This window comes from Spirosoma liriopis, assembly GCF_023196085.1.
Lineage (GTDB): Bacteria > Bacteroidota > Bacteroidia > Cytophagales > Spirosomataceae > Spirosoma > Spirosoma oryzicola.
The window spans coordinates 29,013-45,374 of sequence record NZ_JALPRF010000007.1 but is presented as its reverse complement, the minus strand read 5'-3'; the positions used below and the strand labels follow the sequence as shown (position 1 = coordinate 45,374).

At 50.1% G+C, this 16,362-nt stretch carries 14 protein-coding genes; 12 read left to right on the top strand and 2 right to left on the bottom strand.

The genetic code is table 11. The annotated features are described in order from the left end of the window. Positions 1-254: 254 nt before the first annotated feature. On the bottom strand, positions 255-1,385 hold the full coding sequence (locus tag M0L20_RS25385; RefSeq protein WP_248479942.1) for a beta-1,2-mannosidase: 1,131 nt from the start codon (positions 1,383-1,385) through the stop codon (positions 255-257). A 592-nt stretch (positions 1,386-1,977) separates the two neighbouring features. Here M0L20_RS25385 and M0L20_RS25380 point away from each other — a divergent pair. The 4 genes from M0L20_RS25380 (at position 1,978) to M0L20_RS25365 (ending at position 6,026) form a co-directional block, all read left to right on the top strand. Next, the gene (locus tag M0L20_RS25380) at positions 1,978-2,412 is read left to right on the top strand and encodes an SRPBCC family protein (RefSeq protein ID WP_248479940.1); all 435 of its coding nucleotides are present in this window, start codon (positions 1,978-1,980) and stop codon (positions 2,410-2,412) included. Positions 2,413-2,678: 266 nt separating this feature from the next. Then, the gene (locus M0L20_RS25375; protein ID WP_354004279.1) at positions 2,679-3,041 is read left to right on the top strand and encodes a cupin domain-containing protein; all 363 of its coding nucleotides are present in this window, start codon (positions 2,679-2,681) and stop codon (positions 3,039-3,041) included. A 269-nt stretch (positions 3,042-3,310) separates the two neighbouring features. Further along, positions 3,311-4,147, top strand: a complete 837-nt coding sequence (locus tag M0L20_RS25370) for a penicillin-binding transpeptidase domain-containing protein (RefSeq protein ID WP_248479938.1) — start codon at positions 3,311-3,313, stop codon at positions 4,145-4,147. Between the two features lie 550 nt (positions 4,148-4,697). Beyond that, on the top strand, positions 4,698-6,026 hold the full coding sequence (locus M0L20_RS25365) for a MutS-related protein (RefSeq protein WP_248479937.1): 1,329 nt from the start codon (positions 4,698-4,700) through the stop codon (positions 6,024-6,026). Between the two features lie 112 nt (positions 6,027-6,138). On the opposite strand, the gene M0L20_RS25360 is transcribed toward M0L20_RS25365, so the two are convergent. Continuing rightward, positions 6,139-6,333, bottom strand: a complete 195-nt coding sequence (locus M0L20_RS25360) for a hypothetical protein (protein ID WP_248479936.1) — start codon at positions 6,331-6,333, stop codon at positions 6,139-6,141. 905 nt (positions 6,334-7,238) lie between these two features. On the opposite strand from M0L20_RS25360, the gene M0L20_RS25355 reads away from it, so the two are divergent. From M0L20_RS25355 to M0L20_RS25320, 8 genes are all read left to right on the top strand, one after another. Then, positions 7,239-7,628 carry a DUF3592 domain-containing protein gene (locus M0L20_RS25355; RefSeq protein ID WP_248479935.1) on the top strand — a complete coding sequence of 130 codons (390 nt, stop codon included), beginning with the start codon at positions 7,239-7,241 and terminating at the stop codon, positions 7,626-7,628. A gap of 90 nt (positions 7,629-7,718) precedes the next feature. Then, entirely contained in the window at positions 7,719-7,877 is a 159-nt protein-coding gene (locus M0L20_RS25350; protein ID WP_248479934.1) for a hypothetical protein, read from the top strand. Between the two features lie 507 nt (positions 7,878-8,384). After that, on the top strand, positions 8,385-9,545 hold the full coding sequence (locus tag M0L20_RS25345) for a zinc-dependent alcohol dehydrogenase (protein ID WP_248479933.1): 1,161 nt from the start codon (positions 8,385-8,387) through the stop codon (positions 9,543-9,545). 11 nt (positions 9,546-9,556) lie between these two features. Next, the gene (locus M0L20_RS25340) at positions 9,557-10,102 is read left to right on the top strand and encodes a hypothetical protein (protein ID WP_248479931.1); all 546 of its coding nucleotides are present in this window, start codon (positions 9,557-9,559) and stop codon (positions 10,100-10,102) included. A 239-nt stretch (positions 10,103-10,341) separates the two neighbouring features. Further along, on the top strand, positions 10,342-11,370 hold the full coding sequence (locus M0L20_RS25335) for a major royal jelly family protein (protein WP_248479930.1): 1,029 nt from the start codon (positions 10,342-10,344) through the stop codon (positions 11,368-11,370). Positions 11,371-11,394: 24 nt separating this feature from the next. Beyond that, the gene (locus M0L20_RS25330; RefSeq protein ID WP_248479929.1) at positions 11,395-12,249 is read left to right on the top strand and encodes an SRPBCC family protein; all 855 of its coding nucleotides are present in this window, start codon (positions 11,395-11,397) and stop codon (positions 12,247-12,249) included. Next, entirely contained in the window at positions 12,230-13,396 is a 1,167-nt protein-coding gene (locus M0L20_RS25325) for a zinc-dependent alcohol dehydrogenase (protein WP_248479928.1), read from the top strand. The genes M0L20_RS25330 and M0L20_RS25325 overlap by 20 nt, the downstream gene beginning before the upstream one ends. A 230-nt stretch (positions 13,397-13,626) precedes the next feature. Continuing rightward, entirely contained in the window at positions 13,627-16,125 is a 2,499-nt protein-coding gene (locus M0L20_RS25320) for an excinuclease ABC subunit UvrA (RefSeq protein ID WP_248479927.1), read from the top strand. The last annotated feature ends 237 nt before the right edge of the window (positions 16,126-16,362 follow it).

Genomic DNA, 16,362 nt, shown 5'->3' with positions numbered 1-16,362 from the left:
ATATGGTTGCAAATTTACGCGCAACCGTATGGTTTCGCAAATTTTTTTGAAATAAAATAGCTACGTAAGTCTATGGTTACATTAGCAGACTTATATTAAGCATTCCTTGATGGCCGACAACACGACACGAAATACCTGACCGTCCCCGTGAGGGGCTTTTTGCCCAACTACACCTAAGGTTTAGTCAAGCGCACGGTAAAGAGAACACCATAAGAGGTGCAGAAACTCGTTAGTAAAGCGCGACCAATAGCACACTACTTACTTTGCGGGTCATACACCGCTACGGCCACCCGACTGTCAGCACAGCCATAATACAGAAACCACTGACCCCGATGATAGACCAAGCCTTCTACAAATACGGTTCCAGCCGGGTATTGGCCACTTTTTTCGAACGGCTCAGTCGGCACAAAAAAGGGTTTGTCCAGGCGGGCTATAACCCGGGATGGATCATGCTGATCAAACAACACCTGGCCTGCGGCATAGGTGTTTGCTGTGTAAGCCGTATCTCGGCCCGGTCCCGGCTTGTTTTTACCGTTATAGAGAACCAGTATGCCTTTATCGGTCAAGATCGCAGGCGGGCCACATTCGGTCAGGTCGCTGTCGAAATAATGGAGTCGGGTGGTGAGCACGGCTTTCAATGCGCCCCCTTCATCCAGCATGGGTTCCCAATTCACCAAATCATCTGAGGTGGCGATGTTCATAAACTTTTCACCCCAGTACATCAGGTATTTGCCATTCACGCGGGTGATCACTTGCCGACCCTTTACCAGTCTGGTTACAATAGAGGCTGACTTGCTGGCTAGGTCTTTGAACCTGCCCCCATAGGCTTGGTAGAAGGCGGGACCATGTTTAGTCCAGGTGGTCAGGTTTTTAGATGTAGCCACAGCCAGCCTCGGCACCTGCCTGTTCCACTGGGTGTACAGCATAACATAGATGCCTTCCGGGGTTACTGCAATGCGAGGATCTTCGCAGCCACCCGGCCACTCGAACTCTTTCTGACTGTCATCGGCGGGATAGAATACAGGCAACGAACGGCGCTTCATGCGCAGGCCATTTTTACTAGTCGCCAGGCCCAACCGGGATGTGCGTTTGCCAATGCCCTGCCCCGACTTGTCTTCGGACCGATAGAGGATATAAATTTTGTTTTTGCGAATGACCGCTGCTGGGTTGAACACATCACTGGCCTCCCAAGCAACGCGTTGGCCACTCATCGGATCCGGAAAGGTGCTTTTGGGGTTAGGGGAAATAACGGGATTTGCACCAGCCGGCCGAACGAAAGGGCCCAGGGTCCAGTCCTGCGCGGTTGCGTTTGGGCAACTCGTCAGCCATGCCAAGGCCAGCAGTATCCCTGTTGTGAATGCTTTACTAATTACTACGCGAATCATAGAGGTAAATAGGTCATGGTAGCCCGCTCTGAGTAGAGGGATAACACCATAAGACTAAACTGAGCCCTAGTTACCGGATCATACATTGCTTTTGCCGAGATTTACTTCGATTGACTAGCGGATTACTGTTCGCTCGGGATGAAGCTGACCGCGTGCTGATGGACACCGGCGGTCTGCCTCCTCCGATCACGGTTCGATTAGTAGTGGAAAATGAGAAGAGTCAATTGGAAGATTGAGCGTAGCTTTGGCTTAACTACGTAGCTAATAACCAGCTGGCCAGTAAATCGGTTAAGGCCTTTAAGTCGACAGAATATGATCAGATATTCATCAAAGCCAACAGCTTGGGTAGGCTGTTTGTCTTCGGCTTACCCATAGCGTGCTGGGTTCACAAGTATCTACCGGCCCTAAGTAAACACATAACTGCCGAGTAGTTCTGCCGAACTTGCATGGTTTTTCGGCAGAACTACCCAAGGAGTTTCTTTTATAAATTACGAGTAAAGGAGCTTATTATGAGAATCTGAATCTTTGGTAGATTGATTAGCCTAACGTGACTGATACTGCCCTTTATTCATCCTTGAATCCCAAGCCAGAAATGATTGAACCATTCTCAACCGATGTTACAATTCAAGCTAAACCAGCTGCTGTGTGGGCTGCTTTGACCCAGCCCGCACGAATGACAGAATGGTTAGCAGAACCAGAAGCGCAAATCCAGGTCATTACCAATTGGCAAATCAATACCCCAATCACCATTCGTGGATTTCATCACGTAAAATTTGAAAACAAAGGCATTGTTCTACGCTTTGATCAGGAACGAAAATTAGCCTATACGCATCTGAGCTCGGTTTCGCGACTGCCCGATATGGCAGAAAACTATTCCATTCTTGAGTTTACGTTAAGCGCTGTTGATCAGTTTACCCACCTACGGCTCACGATTGAGAACTTTCCCACTGAGTCGATTCAGAAACACTTAGAATTCTATTGGCGAACGACTCTTTTTCTGATCAAGGAACAGGTTGAGCAAGCTTAAGCTATATAAAGACAAGATTCATTACAGACTTCTCAGAGTCACGAACATAAGAGCACTTATTGAGCCTTTTGTGATAATTCCTTTCTTTGTTAAATTAGCTAACACAAAAGCACTTACGAAATAATTTGGTCCAATGACTAATCAAGCAAGTGGAACCTGGAAACCTATTATCCTTCAAGCAGGAGAAGGGGAGAAAATTCTGTTTCGGATTGGGCTGATGACCTTTAAAGCCACTTCTGAAGATACTCATAACAGCTTTATGATCAGTGAAACGGTGCTTCCCCCCCCAAGCGAGCGTGGAGCCCCATTCGCATCCTGAAGCGGAAACGTTTTATATTCTAGACGGCGCGTTTTCGTTCTACGTGGAGGATATGACCAACCCTATCCTTTGTCAGCCAGGTGCCTTTTTAAGTGTACCACCTTTTGTGCTTCACGCCTTCACCAATCATACCAACTGCTCTGGAAAAATATTGGGTATGATGATGCCTGGGGGAGCTACTGGCTTAGAAAGTCTTTTCCGCCAATTTGGTGTCGTTATTGACTCGGATGAGCAGTTGCCCGATTTCAATCAACCGGTTTCGTATACGCTGGAGAAGCTGACAAAACTTCGAGAGCAGCAAGCTGAGTAGGCGTGTAGCCAACCATAAAACCTACTCATTGGGCCTTTTCTGAGAACCGATAAAAACGGTTCTTTAGCAATCGGTTACGCTTACTCGCTTACTAATTATCTTTTTCCCAGTCCAGTTATACAAGGCCTTTGGTGTTAGCGATTAGTTTAAGATCAAACCTTGTACTAAGTCAAGACCGATGTCTACTGAAAAGAGAAGAAATACAGCATTACTACACGACTGAACTATTCGCATATTGGTCTATCTCTCTGCCAGGTAGTCTACTCGACATGATGAAAAACCTATTGATTCTGCTTGGCATCGCCTGGGCACTGAATTCATTTGGACAAGCCGGCTTTCAACAGCACTTTGACAGTTTAGCCCTCAAAGGAAGCACGACCATCTACCAGTACAAGACCAAAAAGTGGCTGTTTACCAACAAGCAAGATGCTGAAATGCCCACCCTGCCCGCTTCTACATTTAAGATTCCAAACTCGTTGTTTGCCCTTGACTATAAAGCCGTTCACGACGAAAATGAGGTGATTAAATGGGATGGAACTAGGAGATCCCATCTAGGAACGGTCATAGAGGCTTGGAACAAAGATACTGACCTGACAAGCGCTTATAAAAACTCAACGATCTGGTTTTATGAAGAGGTCGCCAAACGCGTGGGCCGAGAGCGCTATCGAGAGGTGTTGCCACAACTGAAGTATGGAAATGGAAACCTCTCCCAAGTCGGCACGGACTTTTGGAATTACGGCGCGTTTGCGATCACGCCGATCAACCAAATCGAGTTTCTCGTCAAATTGTACGAAAACAAACTTCCTTTTTCCCAAAAGACGATGGAGAAGGTGAAACAGATCATGGTTTCGGAGAAAACCAGCACGGGAATCTATCGCGATAAAACTGGTTGGACAAGACGGGACGGGGTCGATATCGGCTGGTACGTAGGGTATGTAGAAACCCAGGACGAGGTGTATTTTTTTGCGACCCGCCTTCAGCAAGATGCCCATGATGCCAATCCCCACTTCTCGAAAGCTCGCAAGTCAATAACCCAGCGAATTCTCCACGAGTTGGCGGCAAAAGAGCGACTACCGGTGCCCGTTAACGTACTTGCACCCAAATAGGATGCTTCGATAATGTGAAGCCGCATTTGGATATGCAACAGATAGTAGTAGAGAGATATCAGAACTGGCCACCAAATTAAACGTCCGTTTAACGAACACGCAAATCTCTCTTCGTCTCACGTGGGAGGGTATTTTGAAACAATGTGACCCAGGGGTAGGCGTATGTACTTACTGTACTTTATAAAACTCCTGTTTAGAGGCCAGCTCTCTAAGTCTAACCAGCTGGTGAAAGGCAAGTAAGCGAGCCCTATTATCGCTTATTGTTTGGTTATAGCGATAAAAAAATGACACGTTTGGAAACAGAGCTAGAGGAGCGAGTTGACCAGGCCAAAAAGCTGAAGCAGGGACCTTTCGAGTGGGACAAAATCAAACGCTTTTTCAGTTAACTGATAAAACAAGTGTTTACCAGGTCATCTCCGACCGAACCTGTCAGGACCTGGACCTCGACGAGCTATTTATGTTTATTGACAGGACCAGCTCGAAAGTAGGTCCGCAGATGCTGTATGCTACCCTTCGTACCCTACACCAGACTACTAACAGAACCCAGCGGTTGGAGAAAATCATTCACCTCATCGATGAACACGCAAACCTCAGAATGACTCTTTTGGACCAATTAGCGTCCCTTTCCAACACCAATGTTTACGCGATCACGTCGTTATTTCTTAAAAAGCATAACCCAAAGCCGGGCTGGTTTTGGCTGGTAAAAGGCTTAGCCATCGCCAGCGTGTCCAGCGTACTACTGGCCTTTATCTTCCCGCAAACGCTTTTACTGCTGTTGCCTTTACTGGCGGTTAACTTCTGGATTCATTATTGGAATAAGAATAATCTGTATCAGTACGCCGGGTCCATTCCCCAACTAGCCCGCATGAATCAGGTGGCCAAGCAGTTACGCCAGCATCAAGCTCTTGAAAGCCTGTTTCCTACTATTACGCCATCAATTGAGGCCATTGAACGCTTGGGACCACAGATGTCCTTGTTTAAGTTGGAGGCAAAATTGCAAAGTGAAGTCGGCTTAGTGGCCGAGTACGCGCTAGAGTTGATTAAAGCCCTCTTCTTAATCGAGCCACTAATCTTTTATAATGTCTTGGAAGAAATTAGTCGAAAGCGATCTCAGATCGAGTCTGTTTACCAATACATTGGTGAACTAGATGTGGCTATGTCGATTTATCTCTTACGAGAAGACCTGCCTTTTTTCTGCTTGCCAACCCTGCTTGTTGACCAAAAACAACTGCTGACCCGGGATGCTTACCATCCGCTGATTGACCGGGCTGTGCCTAATTCGATTGATTTATTGGGTAAATCCGTCTTATTAAGTGGATCCAATATGTCGGGCAAAACTACTTTTATCCGCACGATGGGTATCAATGCCATTCTGGCCCAAACGCTCAATACATGTTTTGCCCGACAATGGCGAATGCCAAAGCTTAAGATTCACTCAGCCATCCGAATTAGTGATGATCTGTTGAGCGCCAAGAGTTACTACTTCGAGGAAGTGCTGACGATCAGAAATTTGCTTGAGGAAAGTCAATCAAATGACTGTCATTTATTTTTATTAGATGAGCTGTTTAAGGGGACCAATACGGTTGAACGGGTCGCTTCAGGAAAAGCGGTATTATCTTATCTCAATCAGCAGTCGAATCTAGTATTTGTAGCGACTCATGATCTAGAGTTAACCGAGCTGCTAAAAGATTCTTTCTGTTTGTTTCATTTTACCGAGATTGTACAGCAGGATAAGGTATTATTTGATTACAAGCTGAAGGGGGGGCCTCTAAGGAATACAAATGCGATTCGAATCTTAGAATTGAATAATTATCCCGAGGAGGTCACCCAGGAAGCAGCTCAATTAGCTAGTCGCATGACAAGAATGAATGATAGCTAGCTTCTTCGACTGTATCAAAATTCGCCCGAATAATACAACACTAGTCAAACTCTAGCCATTTGCCTTATTTTTCTAGTAGCAATCTAAGCCGATAAAGCCAGAAAGGTCTTATCTAGTAGCTGACCTTTCTGTTATTCTTCCTGAGTGAAGCCTGAATAACGGCCCACGCTTTACTCTTTAGCTGCTGATGAAGTTCTTTGTCTCGGGGCACAAACGTGGTGCTGCGCACATCGCCAGGCTCGCATTTTATTGCCCAATAATTGTTATCCGAAGTATCCGGGATAGCGGTATAGGTAGGTTGACTCATATACAAAGGTAGCCTTTAATCGATGACTAACTAATAGAGGTGAATTAATCTGGTCAAGCAACGAATAAAAGATGGTTTTAGATGTGCATTGTACGCCCTGCTTACGCTACTCCACATAATAGTATAGGTTAGTCGTTTAGTACACAATCCGTGACTTGCCTTTGTAAGGCACGTGTGGCAAGAATGGAGCGATTTATAAGAATGCTGCTTATTCAACATGCTTGCTCAATATAAATAACGGTTGAGTTGCCAAAACCTGTAGCAGTCTCTGGAAGTAAGAGTTGTCCTAGTTTGATTTTCTAGTTACAAGCCATCTATAAACAAATACGGACATCACTACAAGCTGCAGGGCTGCCCAAAACCAGTTCCTATCCAGACTGTAACTGATAGATGTAAGTAAAAACAAGGTAGCACCCAGTAACTCAGACCAGTCCTTGCGTCTTTTATGCAGCGCATAGAACATAGCTAAGACAACCAGGATACGGCCCACAAACAAGATTGCTGTCATACCATTAATTTTAGCTGCTTAGTCGAAGTGGTAGGGGTAAGGGCAAACGCTTGCCAGCAACTTAGTTCGTTCAGTCAACACCCAACTAACTACCCATATTTTAAATAGGAAATGAGCGTCCTTGTGAGATGTTGGTAATTCGTATTCTCGCTAATTCTATCAGCCACTTATGATCCTTTTAAGGATAGGTAGTCGGGTGACAGATGTCGACCCAGCTTGCAAATCCGGTACTCTACTTAGTCGAATACGTACTTATCCGCTGTTATGGCTACCGACTCCGGCCTATCTTTGAATCACTGCTGATGCCCTCAAGCCCAGCACACCGTAAAGCCATCCAGACCACCTGTAAGACTAAATGTAGACTACCCAATCCTTGTCAACAGAAATTGAATGACCGATGAAATTTCTGATACCCCTTCTGATTGGCGGAATTTTTTCGTCTGTTTTATCTGGTTTCTTCTTGATCTCTTATTATCGATTGATTAAAAGGGCCAATAAGACAATTGGAACGATTACCTCGTTCGAGCGGAGTGATTTTTTCACACTGCGCCAGCTTTGGGTCCCCATCGTTCGCTTTAAAACGCGTACTAATACCTGGATTGAGCATCAGCCTGAGCATTCGGTGTTCCATGAACTAAATTACTTTAGCGCTCACCAAGAGGTGAGGGTGTTTTACCGAGAAGAAACCCCCAAGCAATTTGTGATTGAAAGTGGCTTGGAGGTTTTTATGAACTGGCTGATTATTATCCTTACTCTGGGCGGTATAGCCTGGTTATTTGTCCAGTAAAAAAGCCAGCCAAACAAGGCTCCTTCATCTCAGTGGGTAGCCTTTCGTGAGAATATACGGATAGTTGCCTCCCTTACGATAGCCTAACGATTGCTTACACTTATCCAGCAAATCTACCAAACGATAGCCATCGACCCAAGCATGGCTTACTCCAACACCCCTTCGAGCCGCAAGGCTGCGAGTTCATTGACCCTCATCGCTTCACATTACCAGCAGGACCAATACCTCATTATCCATTCAGATGTTTAACTGCCTTGCCGGCAAGAGAGTCTTCTGGGGGACAAGTCGAAAGCTTGACCGATGCGGTCTACCCGTTTGTCCAGGAAATTCATAAAAGAATTTGCTGATTTGGTCCGAACGATACTGATGGCGATGGACTATCTGAACAACCGCGCACAGCCATGTAGAAGATTGACCATTCTTCTACATGGTGACAAAGGAATATGCTTGTTGGCGACCACTACACCGGTTTGCTAAGCAAGCATAGGGAGGAATGATATTGCTCAGCCTGAAGGAGAAACGAATCATCCCGTGTTCACTGGCTTGCTCGAAACACGCGACATTCCCTTCTGAAAACCTAAACACTTCGCTCTACGAGCCTAGGCATGGGTACTTGTGACTGAAATACGTCTTGGTGGAATCTGCGTCTTTGTAGCCTACGCTTCCGGTAGGTGTCTAATCATGCCCTCGTCAACGCGGCATGACAGCCTGATGAGTTCAGTCGATTCGTTTCATCACATTTAACCAGTGGCTACTATGTTAGCAATGAATTTTCGCGGGCCCCGGCAAATCCGGCTAGACCGGAGTAAGCCTGAACCCGAGATCAAGCATCCCTACGATGCCATTGTCCGGGTCACCCGATCCCTGATTTGTGGCTCAGACCTGCACCTGTATCACGGTCGTGTGCCCGATACCCGAGTGGGTATGACCTTTGGCCATGAATTTACCGGTATTGTCGAGGCCGTAGGCTCGGGCGTGCAAAAGCTCAAAGTGGGCGACCACGTGCTGGTTCCCTTCAACGTTGCCTGCGGTACCTGCCCGCACTGCAAGCAGGAACTCTATGGCAACTGCAACGAGTCTAATCCGGAAGCCACTGCCGTTGGCGGCTTTTTTGGCTATGCCCACACGGGCGGGGGCTACGATGGCGGACAGGCCGAATATGTTCGGGTACCCTATGCCGACGTGAGCCCCACCGTAATTCCCAAGGAGATGGACCTGGAAAACGCCGTCCTACTGACGGACGTAGTGCCCACGGGCTACCAGGCTGCCGAGCAGGGGGGCATCCAGAAAGGCGATACCGTGGTAGTGTTTGGGGCCGGTCCGGTGGGGCTGATGGCCGCCCGCTTTGCCTGGTTTTTCGGGGCGACCCGCGTCATTGTGATCGACCACGTCGACTACCGCCTGGAGTTTGCCCGCCAGTTTGCCTATGCTGAGGCTTACAATTTCCGGGAAATGAAAGACCCGGTGTTATTCTTGAAAAAGGCCACCGACTACTTTGGCGCCGACGTATGTATTGATGCGGTAGGTTGCGATGGCACGGGCAGTTTCCTGCAATCTATCACCGGTAAAGGACTGCTTTTGCAAGCCGGCGATGCCACGGCCCTGCACTGGGCCATCAACTCGGTCAAAAAAGGTGGCATTGTGTCCATTATCGGGGTATACGGTCCTCCCTGGAATCTGGTCCCCGTCGGCAGTCTGATGAACAAAGGTATTACCGTGCGGGCCAACCAGGCTTCGGTGAAACGGCTGCTACCCAAACTGATCGATCACATAATGAGCGGCCGCATCAATCCCAAGGAAATGATTACGCACCGGATACCGCTGGAAGAAGTGTCAGATGCGTACCGCATGTTCTCCAGTAAGCTGGACCATATCATTAAACCCTTACTCATTCCGCCACGCGCCAATGCGGCTTAACCCCTTATCGTATGCAACCCATACTAGAAGACACAATAGACGAATTTCAGGACCGCAAAATTGCGGACCGCAACCTGGATACCCGCGTTAAAGACATCCCCGGCTGGGGCATGGATGCTGATCCGGAAAATGATCCCACCTATCCCATGAAGCATTGGAACGGTGCGGACCACGAACGACTCAACTATGTAAAAGCGCCCCAGCAGCCCATTGACATGGAGATTCTGCATTCGGTGGAGCGACCGGGCGTTACCCGGGTTTTCGGTACGTCAACACCGCCTTCGGGACTCAGTGGGGCTATCCGTCGCTATGCCTATCAGTATAGCGAAGCGACCGCTACGCACTGGATGACGCTCATACTGGCCGACCGGGTCAATGCCATCGAGGGAAAGCTGAGTGACTTAAGACACGGCACTATCCCCAATCCCTGGATTGAGCGGGGCTGGGGAGCGGAATGGAAGTACAACCGCCCTGCTTTTGTCACCAAGGCCGCTACCACGGCTTTGGTGATCACGGTCGGTGTTTTGCTGCTGAACCGAAAAGAGAAACGTAAGTAGCTGTTAGCAAGCGGATAGGATTACAAGTTTAGTGTATAGGCTTGTAAACTGGTTTTTCGACAGGATTGACAGAATTTTCAGGATGCATTTTGCCCATAGTTAACGCAATACATCTTGTTAATCCTGTCAATCCTGTCGAAAAAAGACCTTATTCTTTACCCTTTTAAGTTGATCCGTTCTGACCCGGCTAGCGAATGGAATCTAGTTACGGGTACCCTGTCAATTAAACCGATTCAATCATGAGTATGAACAGTCAGGAATTGGAACAAGTCTTTTCCGACGATACCTACCAGTTAACCGGTGTGGCAATAGCGAAAGACGGTCGTTTGTTTACCTGTTATCCCTTATGGCCTGGGCCACACCAGTACGGTGTTGTCGAAATTTTACCCAATAATCAGGTGAAACCGTATCCAGACGAGCCATGGAACAGCTGGCAGGAAGGGGACGACGGAACGAACAAATGGGTTTGTGTGCAGGCCGTGTATGTGGACGAGGAAAACAACCTGTGGGTGGTAGACCCGGCCTGCCCGAACATGGAACAGGTGTATGACACCAGTTTCAAGCTGGTCAAGTTCAACCTGGCTACCGACAGCATCGAAGACGTGTACCGATTTGAGGGTGTACTGAGCCCTAAAAGCTATATCAACGATGTGCGGGTCGATACCCGTAGACAGGTAGCGTATCTGACGAACTCCAATGAAGGGGGCATTGTGGTGGTTAATCTGGAAACGGGAATAATCCGACAGGTATTAAGCAGTCATCCTTCGGTGAAACACGACCCTTCCTTTACCCTGATCGTGGACGGGAAGGAATTTAAAAAGCAGGGGCAGCCGGTACACCTTCAATCCGATGGCATTGCTTTAACACCGGATGGCGAATGGCTGTATTACAAACCGCTCACCGACAATAAACTCTACCGCATCCGAACGGAGGTTTTGCGGGACGAAGCCTTGCCGGACGATCAACGGGAGGCTGCGGTAGAAGATTTAGGCCGGTTTGCGGTTACGGACGGGATGATCTTCGATACAAACGGCAACCTCTACCTGGGCGATTACCAGAACTACAAACTGGTCCGACTAACGCCCGAACACACGCTAGAAGATGTCGTGTCCGATGAAAGGCTGATCTGGCCGGATAGTTATTCCATGTCGACGGATGGCTATTTGTACATCAGTTGCTCCCAGATCAATAAGCAGCCCGATTACAATGAAGGCGAAAACAAACGAACCACCCCGTACGCCATTTACCGAATGAAGTTGCCTGTTTAACAAACCTTACATCTTTCTAAAATTATGGCAAACAAAAAGCAGCCCGTGTCGCGTGTACAGGGCATGGGTCCGATTGAACCAGACACCAGCGGTTCGGGTCAACTCAATGTTGGCAATACGGAGCGGATCTGGTCGACGGCTGGTGGAGCGTTGTTAGCCACGTACGGCTTACGGCGTGGTTCGTTTGGCGGGCTATTACTGGCTACACTGGGCGGATTTATGGTCTACCGGGGGGCGTCGGGCTATTGCCCCATGAACCAGGTGCTGGGACGAAATACGGCTGAGCCAACCGCTGAAGACAAGACAGTGGATTCGATTGAAATCACCAAAAGCCTGACGGTCAGCAAACCCCGCGAAGAAGTCTATGCCTACTGGCGACAACTGGAGAACCTGCCCCAGTTTATGTTTCATCTGAGCGAGGTGCGGCAACTCGACAACAAACGGTCGCATTGGGTCGCGAAGCTCTCAGATGGTCTCCTCGCCAAAACGCTGGGAACGGTGGAGTGGGATGCCCAGATCCTTGAGGAGGTAGAGAACGAGCGATTGGTCTGGAAATCAGTTGCTAATGCCCGGATTGATAACGCCGGCGAAGTCCGTTTCGTCGATGCGCCCAATGGGCAGGGTACGGAAGTTCACGCGGTGATCAAGTACCGTCCACCCGCCGGGCAACTGGGTGGCGCGATCATGAAGCTGTTCAACCCCGCTTTTGAGGAGATGGTCAAACAGGACCTGCGCCGGTTCAAGCAACTGCTGGAAACCGGCGAAATTACGACCATCGAGGGGCAGCCGTCCGGTCGCAAAAGTGAGCAACAGTCCGGTAAGAAACCTGTATCTGAACACGCCAAAATAGACGAAAAACATGAAAGCGGTATGTTATAACGGTGTTGGCGACCTGCGCACGGAGCGGGTTCCCGATCCAACCATCATCAACCCCAAAGATGCGATTCTGCGGGTTATTCTGTCGTCGGTTTGTGGCTCCGACCTGCACCTGCTCAACGGCTACGTACCAACGATGCGCGAAGGCGACATCATTGGCCATGAGTTTATGGGGGAAGTAGTCGAAATAGGTTCCGAGGTGAAGAAGCTGAAAAAAGGCGACCGCGTCGTGGTGTGTTCGATTCTGGGGTGTGGCGAGTGCCAATATTGCCAGAGTACGCAATGGTCGCTCTGCGACAACTCCAATCCCCACGCCTGGATACCGGAAAAAGTCTATGGTGATTCGCCGGCCGGAATTTTCGGGTACTCCCACGCCTTTGGCGGCTACGCCGGTTCGCATGCCGACTATATCCGCGTACCGTATGCGGATCGGGGCTGCTTTGTCATTCCCGAAGGATTGCCAGACGAAGCCGCCGTGTTTGCCTCGGATGCCCTCCCCACGGGCTTCATGGCTGCCGATATTGCCGACATCCAGCCGGGCAACGTAGTAGCCATCTGGGGATGCGGAGGGGTTGGGCAGATGGCCATTCAAAGTGCTTTTCTATTGGGTGCGTCCCGCGTGATTGCCATCGACCGGGAACCCGACCGGCTGCGAATGGCCAAAGACATCAGCGGAGCCGACGTGCTAGATTTCTCGAAAGTCGACATTCAGGAAGCGTTGCGGGAGATGACCGGTGGGCGTGGCCCCGACCGCTGCATCGACTGCGTAGGCATGGAAGCCGTCAGCGAAGGGCTGGATTATTACTACGACAAAACCAAGCAGTTTGTCCGGCTGGAATCCGATCGGCCGATCGTGCTGCGGGAAGCTATCCTGGCCTGTCGAAAAGGCGGAACCGTTTCGATTATTGGCGTGTATGGCGGCCTGGTAGACAGCATCCCGATGGGGGCCGCTATGAACAAAGCTCTGACTTTCCGAATGGGTCAGCAACACGGACAACGGTACATTCCCCGGTTACTAGAGCATCTGCAAAAAGGAGAGCTTAATTCAAGCTTTATGCTGACCCACAAAATGTCGCTCGATGAGGGCATGGCAGGCTACGATCTGTTCAATAAGAAAAAAACAATGCGGGTCGTTTTTGCTCCCCAATAGCCGGTTAGACTCCTTGTAAAGTGGGTTTACACCTGCTTTACAGGGCGTTTTTGTCATGCTGACGAATGAAGCATCTTCGGGAATGGATGTTTTTAAATTCCCGAAGATGCTTCATTCGTCAGCATGACAAAAAACCACTTTCCGGACTAATAATAAAAGTTCAAACTGGTTCGTAATCTAACAACGACGAACCAGCAGCGGTTACCCAAGAAAAGCCACCTATAAGCCTAGTGAATTCTTCGTCTGAACAAGACCATCAGGGTTTCATCCGCGTACGCGGGGCCCGGCAGCATAATCTTAAAAATATTGATGTGGCCATCCCCCGGGATGCCCTGGTGGTGTTTACTGGCATCTCCGGTTCCGGTAAATCATCCCTGGCGTTCGGTACCCTCTATGCCGAAGCCCAACGCCGGTATCTAGAATCGGTATCCCCCTACACCCGGCGACTCTTCAACCAGATGGCCGTTCCCGAAGTCGACGCCATTGAGGGCTTACCCCCGGCCGTTGCCCTGCAACAGCAGCGAGGTACACCAACCACCCGTTCATCCGTGGGCAGTGTTACGACGCTCAGTAACCTGGTGAGAATGCTATATTCCAGAGCCGGTGATTACCCGCCGGGCCAGGAAATTCTCTACGCGGAATCTTTTTCAGCTAATACGCCCGAAGGGGCCTGTCCGACCTGTCACGGGCTGGGCAGTATCTACGAGGTTACCGAGGCATCAATGGTGCCCGACCCTTCGCTGACCATTCGGCAGCGGGCGGTGGCCGCCTGGCCGCAGGCTTGGGGCGGTCAGAACCTGCGCGATATTCTCGTATCGCTGGGCTACGATGTAGACAAGCCCTGGCGGGAGATTCCTAAGGACCAACGCGATTGGATTTTATTCACCGACGAGCAACCCGTTGTTCCGGTATATCCCGGCTATACCCCCGAGCAAACCCGCCGGGCCATTGGCAGAAAGGAGCCGCCCGATTACATGGGTACCTTTAGCAGCGCCCGGCGACACGTGCTGCATACGTTTGCCAATACCCAAAGTCAGTTGATGAAAAAGCGGGTATCGGCGTTCATGCTCCAAACTCGCTGCCCAACCTGCCACGGAAAACGGTTACGGCCGGAGTCGTTAAGCATCACGTTTGCCGGGCTGGATATCACCGACCTGTCAGAACTACCTCTCAAGCGCCTGACGACGATTCTTCAACCCTATACCGATGACCCAAAAGAAGCCCAGCCCGAGCGGGCGGAAGTGATTCGCCGAATCACCACTGATCTGGTAGCGCGTCTTCAGGTGTTGCTTCAACTGGGGTTGGGGTATTTGTCCCTGGAACGGAGCACGCCGACGCTATCGCCGGGTGAACTGCAACGGCTGCGACTGGCTACCCAGCTTTACTCGAATCTGTTTGGGGTGGTCTACGTACTGGATGAGCCCTCGGCGGGCCTGCACCCGTCTGATACTGAAGCGCTGCTTGCTGCGCTGGCGGGCTTGAAACAGGCTGGGAATTCCCTCTTCGTTGTCGAGCATAATCTGGATGTAATCCGGCAGGCCGATTGGCTGGTCGATGTTGGACCGGGGGCTGGTGAGCAAGGTGGTCAGATTCTCTACAGTGGCCCACCGGCGGGTTTGGCTCATATCCCCGCGTCGCAAACCCGACCCTATTTGTTTGCCTCGGAGAAAAATGCCTTAGCACCACCCCTTACCCCGTCGGACTGGCTCCGGTTGGTCGGAGTAAGCCGCAATAATTTACAGGCACTGGACGTAGCCATCCCCCTGGGCGTGCTGACCGCGGTGACCGGCGTGTCGGGTTCGGGTAAGTCCAGTCTGATTAGTCAGGTGCTGGTCGAGCTCGTCGCGGACCATTTGGGGCAGTCACTGGCCAATGAGGACGAAGAAGATTCGATGGAGGAAGAAAGGCCGGTCACTACGGCCGGTACAATCATCAGCGGTCTGGAGCGTATCAAGCGCCTGGTCCGGGTCGATCAAAAGCCCATTGGCCGCACACCGCGCTCGAACATGGCTACCTATACAGGCCTTTTTGAGGCCGTCCGGAAACTGTTTGCCGCCACCCCGATGGCCCGCGAGCGCGGCTATGATGCTGGCCAGTTTTCGTTCAACGTAGCCAAAGGCCGCTGTTCGCACTGTCAGGGCGAAGGGTTTGTAATGGTCGAGCTGTTGTTTCTGCCCAGCGTCTATAAACCCTGCCTGGTCTGCCACGGAGCCCGCTACAATGACCAGACGCTGGCAGTCCGCTACCGGGGCAAAACCATCGCGGACATACTGGCCCTTACGGTTGAGGAATCGCTCTCTTTTTTTGAGGAAGAACCAATCGTTTTGCGTTCGCTAACGGCGCTGGGTGAAGTAGGACTAGGGTATTTGCGATTGGGTCAGCCCGCCACGGAGTTATCCGGCGGAGAAGCCCAGCGGATCAAACTGGCAACCGAGCTGCAACGCCCTAACAATGGCTCCTCACTTTACATCCTGGACGAACCCACAACGGGCCTCCATCCGGCTGACGTAGATAAGCTACTAGGTCAGCTTCGCAAGCTGGTGGCGGGGGGTAACACCGTCATTGTGGTCGAGCATACCATGCGGGTCGTTGGGGCCAGTGACTGGGTGATCGACATGGGGCTGGGCGCGGGCGATGAGGGCGGTCAGGTGGTGGCGCAGGGGCCTCCGAGGAAAGTGGTTCAACAGCCCGGTAGCCGAACTGCTCCGTATTTAAAGCCGTATCTGTAGAGGCTGGCCGTTGATAACAAGACCGGACAGGTAAATATGGATACATTTCATCGATCTGACCAGATTATAGACGTGTTTTATGGTAGCCTATAGTTCTGTACTTTATGTTACCACTCTTGTCTTATCCGTTTCAATAAACGCCCGAATTATACATACTCGATTCGCTCCTCGTCTTAAGTGGGAGGATTTACTGAAAATTCATACATCTGAGATTACAGCTTGAAACCCAGGCCACAA

Bases quoted from the DNA above. Each gene is read 5' to 3' on its own strand.
- M0L20_RS25360 (WP_248479936.1), bottom strand. From the start codon at position 6,333: ATGAGTCAACCTACCTATACCGCTATCCCGGATACTTCGGATAACAAT.
- M0L20_RS25330 (WP_248479929.1), top strand. From the start codon at position 11,395: ATGGCAAACAAAAAGCAGCCCGTGTCGCGTGTACAGGGCATGGGTCCG.
- M0L20_RS25340 (WP_248479931.1), top strand. From the start codon at position 9,557: ATGCAACCCATACTAGAAGACACAATAGACGAATTTCAGGACCGCAAA.
- M0L20_RS25355 (WP_248479935.1), top strand. From the start codon at position 7,239: ATGAAATTTCTGATACCCCTTCTGATTGGCGGAATTTTTTCGTCTGTT.
- M0L20_RS25380 (WP_248479940.1), top strand. From the start codon at position 1,978: ATGATTGAACCATTCTCAACCGATGTTACAATTCAAGCTAAACCAGCT.
- M0L20_RS25345 (WP_248479933.1), top strand. From the start codon at position 8,385: ATGTTAGCAATGAATTTTCGCGGGCCCCGGCAAATCCGGCTAGACCGG.
- M0L20_RS25335 (WP_248479930.1), top strand. From the start codon at position 10,342: ATGAGTATGAACAGTCAGGAATTGGAACAAGTCTTTTCCGACGATACC.
- M0L20_RS25370 (WP_248479938.1), top strand. From the start codon at position 3,311: ATGATGAAAAACCTATTGATTCTGCTTGGCATCGCCTGGGCACTGAAT.
- M0L20_RS25325 (WP_248479928.1), top strand. From the start codon at position 12,230: ATGAAAGCGGTATGTTATAACGGTGTTGGCGACCTGCGCACGGAGCGG.
- M0L20_RS25385 (WP_248479942.1), bottom strand. From the start codon at position 1,385: ATGATTCGCGTAGTAATTAGTAAAGCATTCACAACAGGGATACTGCTG.